Source organism: Fusobacteriaceae bacterium (assembly GCA_031272775.1).
Lineage (GTDB): Bacteria > Fusobacteriota > Fusobacteriia > Fusobacteriales > Fusobacteriaceae > JAISST01.
Genome location: JAISTB010000005.1, coordinates 156332 through 168712 on the forward strand (window position 1 = coordinate 156332; position 12381 = coordinate 168712).

Below are 12381 nucleotides of genomic sequence, written 5' to 3' on the forward strand. Positions count from 1 at the left end.
GCTCCGAACGTGAAAAGCGCCTGCGCGGCGCTTTTTTTCTAAAAAAATAAAAATTTTTCTTTACAAATTCACAAAGAAAAAGCATAATATGATTGTGGAATTTATTCGATTGCAGATGTGGAGAGAATCAGATGAAAAAGCAAATCAAGAGAATCATCATCGCCAACACCGGAAAGATCAGAAGTATGGTTCTTTCGATCCCGACGTTTTTTCTGGCCAAAAAGATGTATCCCGAGGCGGAAATCGTGGTCCTCGCCAGGCGCTACAACTATGAGATCGCGAGAAATCTCCCTTATATCGACCGGATTTTCATTCTCGAAGATTATAAGAAGACCGAGGTGGAAGACAAAATCGCCTATTTCAACGCGGACGCCTTCATCGCCCTCAACGAGGACAAGTACCTCGAAAAGATGGCCAAAGCCAGCCGCGCAAAGATTCGGATCGGCCCCATCAGGAGCTTTTCGGCGCTCTTGACCTGGAACAAAGGGGCGGTGCAACTGCGCTCCAAAGCCGCCAAAAACGAGGGCGAATACAATATTGAACTTTTGAAGAAGCTCAACAGAAAATTGTACGCGGAAAATTATACGCTCAATACGAAGCTCTGGCTCAGCCCCGCCGGTAAAGTGGCCGCCGACGCCTTTTTCAAATCCGGCAATATCGCGGGGCCCGTACTTGTCGTGAATCCCTTTACGGCCGGATCGGGGAAGAATCTCTCCGACGAGCAGTACGCCGCCCTCTTGAAGAAATTTCACGCGAAAAACCGGGATGTCCGGGTGATCATCCTCTGCGAAATCGATCAGGAAGACCGGGCCGCAAAGCTCATGGAAAACGCCGGAAACGAGGGCATTCTCATCTTCCCCAACGGCGGGGATCTGCTGAATATCGCGGCCGTGATCGACAAAGGCAGCCTGTATCTGGGGCCCGTCGCGGGACCGACCCAAATGGCGGGGGCGCTCCGGAAGCCGGCTATCGTCATTTGCCCGGCCCGGCCCAACTACGGCAGAGAGCGCTGGGGCCTCCTCGGCGACGAAAAGGCCATCTACATCACCCCCGACGGCAGACCCGGCAAGAAGGAAAATTACCGGAAAAAGAACTTTGAAACCTACGACCGGGAAGTCGAGGACCTGATCCTGACGGAGCTCGGAAAATTTTTCCGCTTTCATGCCTGAAACGCGTAAGGGGGGATCCCGATCAACATATTGATTATTCATACGGCCTTTATCGGAGACGTCGTCCTTGCGACGCCGCTGATCGCAAAGGTCCGCGATACCTGGCCCGGCGCCGCGATCAGCTTTCTGACCACGAAGACCGCCGCGCCCATACTCGAAAACAACCCCGCCCTGACGGAAATCCTCGTCTATGACAAAAAGGGCTCCGATCGCGGGATCAAGGGCTTTCGGCGCATTGTCCGGCGGATACGGGAAAAACGTTTCGACCTCGCCCTGATTCCCCACCGCTACCTGAGAAGCGCGTTGCTGGCTTGGCTGGCGCATATTCCGCAGAGGACGGGTTACGACCTGTGGCCGGTCAGACTCTTTTATACAAGCCTTGTGCCCTATCAAAAAAATATCCCTGAGGCGGACCGCCTGCTGGGCTTCGCCCCGGGGTCGGGACAAAAAAACTATCCAGTCGCCCTGTTTCCGGGACCTGAAGCGGATCAAAAAGCGGCGGAATTGCTTGGGGAAACCGACGGAAAAGCGCTGATCCTTGTGGCTCCGGGCAGCCGGTGGTTCACGAAATGCTGGCCTCTTCAATATTACAGCGAACTCCTTTCGCGCCTGCGAGAGCGAAGCGACGCGGTAATTGCCCTTATCGGCGGCAAAGAGGAGGCGGCGCTGCCCCTTCCCGCGGGCGAGGGAATTCTGGATTTGCGCGGAAAAACCACGCTGCCGGAGCTGGCGGCGGTCATCTCCCGGGCCGCGATCCTCGTGACCAACGACTCGGCGCCGGTACATATCGCGAGCGCCTTTCCCGGGGTGCAAATCCATGTATTTTTCGGGCCGACAGTCAAAGAACAGGGCTTCGCGCCCCGATCGGCCAATGCCGTGATCTATGAGGCAAAGGGGCTGTCGTGCCGCCCCTGCGGACGTCACGGCGGAAAGCGCTGCAAAGCCGGACATTTCCGCTGTATGATGGACATCAAGCCCGAGCTTGTCCTAAAAAGAATCGAAAACAGTCTCCGTGAGCGATATGATGCTGAAAAAAACGCCTGACCACATGACCATACGCTATGCGACGCCGGAAGCGCTGCGTTTGTATGACGCCGTTCAACAGGGCGCTTTTCGGGCGCTGCGCGTGCTCAAAGACGACGCCCGCAGCTATGTGGCCCTCGTGGAAAGCGAGGCCGGTCAGTTTGTCTATAAAATTCCCCGGGAAAAAAACAGAAGAAAATGGCAGCGCTTTTTATCAATATTTCGGGGCAGTCAAAGCCTGCGGGAATATCAAAATATCTCCGGGATAAAAGACCTCGGCTTTCTCTGCGCGACGCCCCTGGCGGCGGCGGAAAAAAGACGCGGCCCCTTCGTTACGGATTCCTTCTTTCTGTACAGCTGGATCGAAGGTCGGCAGGCCACGGCCGGGGAAGCCCAAGACATCGCCAAAATCCTGAGAAAAATTCACGATTTGGGCTATTTGCACGGGGATTCCCAGCTGGAGAATTTTGTCGTCAATGAAAGCGAACAAAATAAATCGATTTTTCTGATCGATACCCGCTTCCGGCGGAATATCTACGGCAAATTCGGCGCGGCCTACGAGATTTTGTATCTCAAAGACAGTTGCCATGAGGAAAATATTCATTTTGAAGAAGAACAGTCTTTTTTTATAAAGGAGCCCGGCTTTTTTTCCGGTACCTCCAAGTTTTGAGAAACTTGAAAAGGATTTGCGGAAGACGATGAGAATACTGATAATCCGATTGAGCTCCATAGGGGACGTCATTTTGACGACGCCCGTCATCGACGCCTGGAAGGAAAAATACCCCGAAAGCGTCGTGGATTTTCTCGTAATGGCGCAATTCAAAGACGCCGTCAGCGGAAATCCGGCCATCGACCATCTGCTGACCTTCGACAAAACCGTGGTCAGGACCCGGGAAGAGATCCGGCGCTTTGCCTTAAGCCTCAAGGTCAACGGCTATGACTGCGTGTTCGATTTGCACGGCAAACTCCGCTCGCGTCTGATTACCCGCTATCTGGGCGCGAGGACCTTCACCTATCACAAGCGGAGTCTCTGGAAAAGCGTCCTCGTGGCCTTGCACCTGATTCGCTACCGGGTGGACGACACGATCGTACGGAATTATTTCGGCGCCTTTGGCGATTTCGGTCTCTCTTACCGGGGGGAGGCCCTGAAGTTTTATTTTTCCGAAGCGGATAAAGCGAAAACCGCGCCTTACGCCGGCAGACCGGTCCTGGCCCGGGGGGCCTCGAAAAACACGAAAAAATGGCCGCTGGAGTATTTTTCCCGGCTGGCGGCCCTGCTTCACACTTGTTACGGAAAGGAAGTCGTCCTCATCGGCGGAAAAGAAGACGCGGCCGATGCCGCCGCGATCGAAGAGGCCAATCCCGGTTGCTGCGTCAATCTCGCGGGAAAATTGAGCCTCAAGGAAAGCGGGGCTTTGCTTTCCCAAAGCGCCTTTCTCGTCTGCGCCGATTCGGCGCCCTTTCACATGGCGCGAGCGGCGGGCATTCCGACCTTTGTCATTTTCGGGCCCACAAGCCCCGGCATGTTCGACTTCGGGGAAAGAGACGCGCTTTTTTACGCCGGCGTCCCCTGCTCCCCGTGCAGCCTGCACGGGGACAAGAAATGCCCCGGAGGAAAAGGCCTGCGCTGTATGCGGGAAATTACCCCGGAAATCGTCATGGAAAAAATCACGGAAACCATCAAAACAGAGGGATAAAGCATGTCCGGAACGGAAGAAACGAGAGAACAGAGACTCAGGCGAAAGGAACAGGCCCTGGATCTGGCCCTGGGTCAGATCAAAAAAGACTTCGGCGAAGGATCCATCATGCGTCTGGGCGATAAGGCCGACAAAACGGAAGGCGCCATTTCCACAGGGAGTCTGCTTCTCGATTACGCCCTCGGCCAGGGCGGCGTCCCCCGGGGGCGGATCATTGAGATCTACGGCGGGGAGAGCTCCGGAAAAACCACAGTCGCCCTCCATATCATCGCCGAAGCGCAAAAAAATGACGGCATCGCCGCTTTTATAGATGCGGAGCACGCCCTTGACCCCAAATACGCCGCGGCCATCGGCGTCCGCACGGAAGAGCTGCTGCTGGCCCAGCCTGATTACGGGGAACAGGCGCTGGAAATCGCCGACATGCTTGTCCGCTCGGGATCATTGGACGTCATCGTTGTGGATTCCGTGGCGGCCCTCGTCCCCAAGGCCGAAATCGACGGGGAGCTCTCCGACCAGCAGACGGCGTTGCAGGCGCGGCTCATGTCCAAGGCGCTCCGGAAAATTGTCGGAAACCTCGGAAAATCCGAGACCGTTCTGATTTTCATCAATCAGATCCGGGAAAATATCAGCCCCTACAACTTCGGACCCCAAACGACCACCACGGGCGGAAAAGCGCTCAAATTTTACGCTTCCGTGCGGATGGAAATCAAAAAAACCGGTAACATCAAAGAAGGCGATATGATCGTCGGCGGGGAAACCCTCGTCAAGATCACAAAAAACAAAATGGCGCCCCCCTTCCGGGAGGCGAATTTGCGGATCGTCTATGGCAAGGGCATCGACCGTGAAAACGAAATGATCGATATGGCCGTGGCCGCGGGCGTTGTGGAAAAAGCCGGTAACGCCTACCGTTTCGGCGACCTCGCGCTGGGGACCGGAAAAGCCGCGGCGAGGGAGAAACTGGAGCAGGATCCGGCGCTTTTCGCGCGGATCCGGGATGAGGTCATCGCCTTTATCGACGCGTAAAAAGGGAGTCGCAAATGGACGCAAGGGAAAAGCTGGAGGAACGTGTTCGCGAGTACGGGATTTCCCTCTTGAAGCGACAGGATCTTCCGGTAAAGATTTTTCGGGAAAAGCTTTTGAAAAAAATCCTCGGAGACGCGGCCCGAAAGGGCGGGGCGCTTTCCTCTGAGGCAAGCGCCGCCGCGGAAGCGGCCGTTGAAAAGGTCACAGCCTCTTTTTTGCGGCTCGGCTACCTCGATGACGGCGCTTACGCCGAGGCTTTCATCCGCGCCCATGGCTACGGCGCGAAAAAGCTCGCCTGGGCTCTGCGTCAAAAAGGGATCGATCCCGAACTCTGGACGGACAAAATCGCGGAAAACAAAGACAGAGAGCTTGCGGAGATCAAAAGGCTCGCGGCGAAACAGCAAGGAAAAGACAGGCAAAAGGTCATCGCTTCCCTGGCGCGCAGGGGATTTTCGCTGGAAGATATCCTGAAAGCGCTCTCGGATGACGAATAAGGAGGTTGTGATGCCGGGGACCATCTATGTATTGCTGACTGGATTGCTCTGCTTTATCTATATTACGATCGTCTACCTGCCCGCGGTTTACTTTTTGCCCGAGCGAAAAAGCGTGCTCCTGGCCCGAAAGGCCATCGGGATCGTCGGAAAGGGCCTGGTCAAAAGCGGCGCGTTCAAGCTGAAAGTCACCTGGAAAAAAGAAGACGAATTCCAAGCGCTGGATCCTAAAAAAGGAATTATTTTTGTATGTAATCATCAGAGCAATCTCGATATTCCCATCGTCTACACGGCGCTCAGGGGAAATTTCGGCTTTGTCGCGAAAAAAGAGATGAAGCACTGGCCGTTTTACGGCGTCTGGATGCGGAAAATGAAATGCGTTTTCCTCGACCGGAACAATCCCCGGGAGGGGCTCAAAGACATCAAAAAGGCCGTTGAAGTCGTGAAAGAAGGCTATCCGATGCTGATTTTCCCCGAAGGGGAACGCTCGCCCGACGGTACGATCCACCCATTCAAAAAAGGCAGCTTCAAACTGGCTCTCGACACGCGGGGGATCGTGATTCCCGTCACGATCCGGGGCACATTTGCCGTCCAAAGGAAGGGGCAGTGGCGAATCCATCGGGGAAAAGACGTCGAAGTCGTCGTGGACGCTCCGATCGACGTCAGTCTGCTGGGGCCTGACGAACTGAAGACCCTTGACAAACGCGTGCGGGACATTATTATCGATAATTTTACGGCGTGACCATAAACCGGAGAAGCAAAGAAAAGAAGAAAGAGGTGCGGCAAGTGATTATTTTGGGCATTGAAACATCCTGCGATGAAACATCCATCGCGGTCGTAAAGGACGGCAGAGAAGTCCTGTCGAATATTATTTCCTCCCAGGTGGACATCCACCGGGAATACGGCGGGGTAGTTCCGGAAATCGCCTCCCGCCACCATATCCGGAATATCCCGTCCATTCTGGACGAGGCTCTGACGCAGGCTGGCGTTACGCTCAACGACGTGGACTACATTGCGGTGACCTACGCGCCGGGCTTGATCGGAGCGCTGCTCGTTGGGGTATCATTCGCCAAGGGCCTGGCTCTCGGGAAAAATATCCCGATCATTCCGGTCCATCATCTGAAAGGACATATTTTCGCAAACTTCATTGAGCAGGACGTCCCGCTCCCCTGCCTGGCCCTCGTGGTCTCGGGAGGGCACACGAATCTTGTCCTGATCGATGAAAATTATGAATTTACCAATGTCGGCGGAACCCTTGACGACGCGGTGGGGGAATCCCTCGACAAAGTCGCCCGGATTCTCGATCTCGGCTATCCCGGCGGCCCCGTCATCGACAAGCTTTATTACCAAGGGGTCCGAAACTTCCTTACATTGCCGGATCCGCGGGTCGGAAAGTATGAATTCAGCTTTTCCGGTCTGAAGACGGCCGTCATCAATTATGTCAACAGCTCGAACATGAAGGGGACCTCCTTCCGGAAAGAAGACATCGCGGCGTCCTATCTCGGCAAAGTCGTCGATATCCTCGTCAGAAAGACCATCGCCTGCGCGCGGGAGCACAATGTGCGCGGCATCCTGATCGCCGGCGGCGTCGCGGCCAATTCCCTGCTCCGGAGCGAGCTCCGGGAAAAGGCCGAAGCGCTGAATATACCGGTATTTTACCCCGCCATAAGGCTCTGCATGGACAACGCGGCCATGATCGCGGCCGCGGCCTGGTACAAGCTTTCCAATTTGCGGAAAGAGGAAAGGCACAAAATTTTCGCCGGAAATGACCTGAACGGGGTCGCCGCCCTCGAGATCGAGGAGGATCTCTATTAGGGACCGCAGAAAAAAGGGCCAATTTTTCTTGACCGGCTCCCAACAGTTTGATCTCATGGAAAATGTCAGCGAGTCGCTGGCGGGAAGAATCGGGATGTTGGCGTCAGCCAACCGACCGCGCAACGTTGGCTTTCGATTCTCGCGGCGTCCAATCTCGTGTATTTGCTGAAATCTTATCACAACAATCTGACGAAACGGGCCGTCAAGATTCCCAAACTCTATTTTCTTGATACCGGTACATTATTTATAAGAAGGATTGCGCCAAAGCTTGCACGGGCCGCGGCGCTTTTTTATTTGAGCGCCTTTTGGCGCTTCTCCGGCCACTTTTATTGTACCTCCTACAAATTTAAAACAATTTTAGAATATTTTCTTGCTTTTTCTTTGAAAATATGCTATAATTCTGTCACAGACTTATGACAAATTACATTCGCATAAAATCTGGTTTGAAGTAAAAAGTCAGAATCGAAATCCGTCCTGATTTTTTGTTTTTGCGGGTCAGAAGGCGGAACAATAGTAAAAAGGATATTACACGCGCAAAAGAATATTGCGTATAGAAACACTGGGCGTTAAGGTTAATTTTTGGAAGAAAAACGCACCTATTTCAGAGGTCAAACAGAGGAGAAATAATGACAAATTCGACAAAAAATAGAGCTGAATCCCGCACAAATGCCGAAATTTCAAGGAATTTCCGGGCATACCTCACCCTGTCGGCGTTCTTGCTCGCAGGCGTAATTTCCAGGGCGGCCGCATTGCCCCTGCCCCCGGCCGAAGCCTCGGCCGGCGTGCTCCTCAATCAAACGACGGAAGCATTGCGGGAACGGGAAATCAGGCAGGAATTGCGGGAAGAAAAAAAACGGGACCGGAAAGGCATCGAAGCCCCGGAAATCAAAAAAATGCGTGATGAAGGCGGAAACTCCTTCACGTTTTTGTTGCGGGAACTGAAAATTACAACCTCGGAAGTGCTGGGGTCCGCCGAACTTGACCGGATCAAAAAAGACTATGTCGGAAAGAACGTAACGGTCGGCGATCTCTATGAGGCGGTCAACAGAATCAACGCCCTTTACGCGGAAAAAGGCTATATCGTCTGCAGGGCCTTCCTGCCGCCCCAGGAAATAGACGGCGGCGTCGTGAGTATCCTCCTCGTTGAAGGAAAGACCGCCGATATCGCGATTGAAGGGAACAAGACGACAAAAGCCGGCTATATCCTCGACAGAATAGATCTGGTCAAAGGCCTTGTCTCCAATCTGGGAGAACTCAACAAAAGTCTCCTGCGCTTCAACGGAACAAACGATATCCAGACGCGCATCCAGCTAAAAGCGGGTAAGGCCTTCGGAACGACGGATTACCTCCTGACCGTGACAGAACCGAAACATCACCAATTCGTGGTTTTCGCGGACAATCAAGGTTCGGAGTCCAGCGGAGAATACCGGGCGGGCGTCGGTTACACGAACACAAGCCTTTTCGGCTTCCGGGATCAATTTTCCCTGACGGGCGTCTGGACCGGCGGAACGCGCTCCGGAGGGCTTTCCTACAGTTATCCGATCACGAGAAAAGGAGCGCGTATCGGCGCGCATTTTTCCCTCAACAGCGTGGAAATCATCAAAGGCGATCTGAAGGACGTCGACGTCAAGGGCAATTCCTACAGCTACGGCCTCAACATCAGTCATCCCTTTCTTGTCGGCGAAAAATGGAAGATCGATGGGGCGCTCGAATGGGCGCGGCAAAAGATCAAAACCGACATCATGACCTACGAGTGGGTCAATGACGACGTCACGCATTACGAGGCTTCGCTGACCATCAAGCGCTACGGAACGAAAAGCCTGTGGTATATGCGCCACGGATTAACTCACGGGAGCTGGAAAGCCCTGTCCCAGACAAGCAAAAACTATTTGAAATATGAGCTTTTCTCAATCTGGCAGCGGGTTTTCGCCAAAAACAAGACGCTCAGCGTGAAAGTAAACGGACAATGGGCCTTTGCGGATTATCTGCCGAGCTCCGACCAGTTCTACATCGGCGGAGCGGCCAGCGTCAGAGGCTACGCGGAAAACCTGATGGGCGCCGACAGCGGAATTTCCGCCAATGTCGAGTACGCGATCCCGCTGGGGAAGCGGGCGGAAATTTTCGCCTTCGTTGACGGCGGACTCACCCACGGCAAAAACGCCTGGGACGACAACAAGATCGCGGGCGCCGGACTGGGCGTAAAGCTCACCTTGCCGAAGGGGGCGCAGCTTTCCCTGTCTTACGGGATTCCGCTGATCAAAGAGATCAATAACGCCAAGGTCGATTCGGGGAGGCTTTACTTCACGGCCGGCTACAGATTTTAAAAGACGGAAAACAGAGCGTAAGAGCTTAGGGGATAACTTGGATACTTGCGGGACACAGCTTGCGGAGGTGCAAAATGGACAAAACAGTCTTGAAACAAACGGAAAAATGTCTGAAACGATGGATTAAAGAAAAACATATCGGTTTTACCACGGCGCTGCTGGTGGGATTTTTGATTTCGGGGGAAATTGTGGTGGGCGCGTCGGAAATTCAAAGAACCGGCGACGAAACCAAATTAAGCCCCACGGACAGCCGATTTGAGATTTACGCGGAAAAAGTCAACGGGGAGAATGCTTTCAACCGCTTCGGGAAATTCAGTCTCGGAGAAAATGAAATCGCCAACCTGTACTTTAAAGAGGGCGCCGATAAGCCTGAAGCAAGCAATCTCTTTAATTTTGTACGGGAAAAAATCAGCGTCGACGGGACCGTAAACGCCGTCAGAGACGGAAAAATCGGCGGGAATTTGTATTTCCTTTCGCCGGAAGGCATGATTATCGGGACAAAGGGCGTCGTTAATACGGGCTCTTTTTATATGATCACTCCCGAAGGCGACAAATTCGACGCCGCCATGGCTAACGCGCAGAACGGGACCCTTTCAAGCGGCATTGTCCCCGACAGCGCGGGAAACGTGAATATCCCGCTTAATCCCGAAGGAACGATCACCGTTCGGGGAAAAATTTTCGCCACGGACGACATCTCCCTGCACGCGGCCAAAATCACCATAGGCGACAGCAGCGATACCTTCGAAACGGCGACCTCCGGTACAAATAAAGGCAAGCGGACGAACAAGACCGCCGTTCTCAAAACGGGCGTCACGAATTTCGGAAGCGTAGACGGCTTCGGCAATGTCGTCAATATAGCGGATATCGCGTCGAGCGGCCTCGAAACGGGAGCCCTTACGGCAACCCGAACGCCGGGCAAAGGAAATATCACTCTGGCGGCCCGGGCCGTAAAAGCAAAATCTACGCAAATAGTCGATGATATCGTCAATGACGGGAATTTCGGCAATGTGGATGAGCTCATCCGCCACGAGATCAAGGCGGAAGTGGACAGCTACGGCACGCTGGACGCGGCGGGAAACGTCAACATTTCCGCAATAGCCACAAACGGCGACTATTTGAAGACGGAACTGGGCAGAGAACTCTACGATACGGAATATTCCATCGCCGACGTCAAGGCCTCAGTCAATATCCATGACGGATCCATCGACGGCGAAGACGTCGACATTTCCGCAAGAGCGGTCAACTTCTACGATACGCCAGATTCGGTAAAATGGGGCAGCTTCGCGGTAACGAATCTCCTGGGATCCACAACGCCCTTTAATTTCGGCGGGGCTCTGGCCCTGCTTTCGGCCGAATCCGACGTCAACGTGAAACAAAGCGTCTGGATTACGGCCCGGGAAAACCTGAAACTGGAATCCAAAAGCGATGCGTACGCCATATTAGGCGCTTCCACGGCGCTCTTCAAAGGGAATAATTACTACCTCAAAGGGGCCAACGCCATTCCCAGCCTCGCCCTGGCCTATGTGAAAATGGATGTGGACGCGGATCTCACGATAGAAGGAACGCTCACGGCCGCAAAAGCGCTGACCGCCGAAGCCAAAGCCTCCAACGAAATGAAAGCGGCGGCAACGGAAAGTACCATTGCCAACGACGCGCAATTCGGCGTCGCGGTTTTGATTTCCCAAAATACAAATCACGCGAAAGTCGATGTCACTGATACCGCGAAGCTGGAGTCCGCCGGCGCAATGACCATCGAAAGCACGGCCACAAATTCCATTACTTCAGAGGCGGAAGCGAAATTGGGCGACAGCGGCGTCGCCACCGTTACCGTAAATTACTCCGAATACGAGAGCAGCGCCGACATCAATATCGCGGGAAAACTGGAAACGAAAGGAACGGCCGCGGATCTTACCGTATCGGCCGTCAACCGGACCACAGACAATGAAATTCTGACCACGTCCACAGACGGCTTGAGCAAATTCAATCAAAAGATTAGAGGATCGGGATCAGGAGTCGGCCAGATTCTCGATACGCTCAAATCAAAAATGAACGCCGAAAAAAGCGAGTCAAAAACAGAATTTTTGAATATGCTGAAAGCGGGCGCCGCCGTAACGGTCGTCGATCACAAAAATACCGCCGACGTCACGATCAAAGGAAGCGCGGATCTCAAAAGCACAGGGAACCTCGAGGTATCGGCGCAAAATACCGTGGAGGACGTGCATATGGAAACGGCCAGCGACGTCTTCACCACTCAAAAGGATGATCCAGACAAAGTCGCAGTCAGCGCCGGCGTGGCCGTGGTGGACATCGAAAATACCGCCAATGTAACGGTGGAAAACGACGCGAAATTCAACGCCGACAAGGATATCACCCTTGAAAGCGCCGTCAATATGGAATATAGGCGCGTGGAGCGGATGGCCAAAGAATTGACCGACAGCTTCAATGCCATCGGCGACAGCGCCGAACTGTTGCCAGAAAATTTGAAATCGGAATTTGAGGGGATCAAATCCATGTTTGAATCCTTCTGGAACCAGGTTTCAGGCACAACCGACGCGCTGGTCAGCGGGGAGATTTTTGAAATCGATATTCCCGGAGAGAGCGGCGGCAAAAAAAGCGGCTCCGCCATGGAACTCTTGGGCTATATTACCGGGGAAGCCAGCGGCTTTTTCGAAAAAATCGGCGTCCAGATCGACGCCCTGACGGAAGAGAAAAGCCCCACTTATGATGATACGACGCCGACGTTTTATATGCTGACGGCTCTCAAGGACACGCTAAGCAGAGCCACAAGCTTCGCTTCGCCGGGAAGTTACGCGAATTTCAACACAAGAAGCTCCACCGA

The 12381-nt window shown here is 53.7% G+C and carries 10 protein-coding genes; all 10 read left to right on the forward strand.

The features are described 5' to 3' along the window. Window positions 1–131: 131 nt before the first annotated feature. The gene (locus tag LBQ97_01655) at window positions 132–1169 is read left to right on the forward strand and encodes a glycosyltransferase family 9 protein (GenBank protein ID MDR1831422.1); all 1038 of its coding nucleotides are present in this window, start codon (window positions 132–134) and stop codon (window positions 1167–1169) included. A gap of 30 nt (window positions 1170–1199) precedes the next feature. Then, on the forward strand, window positions 1200–2213 hold the full coding sequence (locus tag LBQ97_01660) for a glycosyltransferase family 9 protein (protein ID MDR1831423.1): 1014 nt from the start codon (window positions 1200–1202) through the stop codon (window positions 2211–2213). Beyond that, window positions 2191–2862, forward strand: a complete 672-nt coding sequence (locus LBQ97_01665) for a lipopolysaccharide biosynthesis protein (GenBank protein ID MDR1831424.1) — start codon at window positions 2191–2193, stop codon at window positions 2860–2862. Before LBQ97_01660 ends, LBQ97_01665 begins: the two co-directional genes overlap by 23 nt. A 28-nt stretch (window positions 2863–2890) precedes the next feature. Beyond that, on the forward strand, window positions 2891–3889 hold the full coding sequence (locus LBQ97_01670) for a glycosyltransferase family 9 protein (GenBank protein ID MDR1831425.1): 999 nt from the start codon (window positions 2891–2893) through the stop codon (window positions 3887–3889). 3 nt (window positions 3890–3892) lie between these two features. Then, window positions 3893–4912, forward strand: a complete 1020-nt coding sequence (gene recA, locus LBQ97_01675) for a recombinase RecA (protein ID MDR1831426.1) — start codon at window positions 3893–3895, stop codon at window positions 4910–4912. Window positions 4913–4926: 14 nt separating this feature from the next. Then, on the forward strand, window positions 4927–5406 hold the full coding sequence (locus tag LBQ97_01680) for a RecX family transcriptional regulator (GenBank protein MDR1831427.1): 480 nt from the start codon (window positions 4927–4929) through the stop codon (window positions 5404–5406). Window positions 5407–5416: 10 nt separating this feature from the next. After that, window positions 5417–6145 (forward strand): 1-acyl-sn-glycerol-3-phosphate acyltransferase, encoded by a 729-nt coding sequence (locus LBQ97_01685; GenBank protein MDR1831428.1) that lies wholly within the window; start codon window positions 5417–5419, stop codon window positions 6143–6145. A 44-nt stretch (window positions 6146–6189) separates the two neighbouring features. Beyond that, the gene (tsaD, locus tag LBQ97_01690; GenBank protein MDR1831429.1) at window positions 6190–7218 is read left to right on the forward strand and encodes a tRNA (adenosine(37)-N6)-threonylcarbamoyltransferase complex transferase subunit TsaD; all 1029 of its coding nucleotides are present in this window, start codon (window positions 6190–6192) and stop codon (window positions 7216–7218) included. Window positions 7219–7934: 716 nt separating this feature from the next. Beyond that, window positions 7935–9542 carry a BamA/TamA family outer membrane protein gene (locus LBQ97_01695; GenBank protein ID MDR1831430.1) on the forward strand — a complete coding sequence of 536 codons (1608 nt, stop codon included), beginning with the start codon at window positions 7935–7937 and terminating at the stop codon, window positions 9540–9542. A 74-nt stretch (window positions 9543–9616) separates the two neighbouring features. After that, window positions 9617–12381, forward strand: a 2765-nt coding sequence (locus LBQ97_01700) for a leukotoxin LktA family filamentous adhesin (GenBank protein ID MDR1831431.1), incomplete at its 3' end; no start/stop codon positions are given.

Coding starts and splice junctions, on each gene's coding strand:
- LBQ97_01655 (MDR1831422.1), top strand. CDS start 132: ATGAAAAAGCAAATCAAGAGAATCATCATCGCCAACACCGGAAAGATC.
- LBQ97_01665 (MDR1831424.1), top strand. CDS start 2,191: ATGATGCTGAAAAAAACGCCTGACCACATGACCATACGCTATGCGACG.
- LBQ97_01670 (MDR1831425.1), top strand. CDS start 2,891: ATGAGAATACTGATAATCCGATTGAGCTCCATAGGGGACGTCATTTTG.
- recA (MDR1831426.1), top strand. CDS start 3,893: ATGTCCGGAACGGAAGAAACGAGAGAACAGAGACTCAGGCGAAAGGAA.
- LBQ97_01680 (MDR1831427.1), top strand. CDS start 4,927: ATGGACGCAAGGGAAAAGCTGGAGGAACGTGTTCGCGAGTACGGGATT.
- LBQ97_01685 (MDR1831428.1), top strand. CDS start 5,417: ATGCCGGGGACCATCTATGTATTGCTGACTGGATTGCTCTGCTTTATC.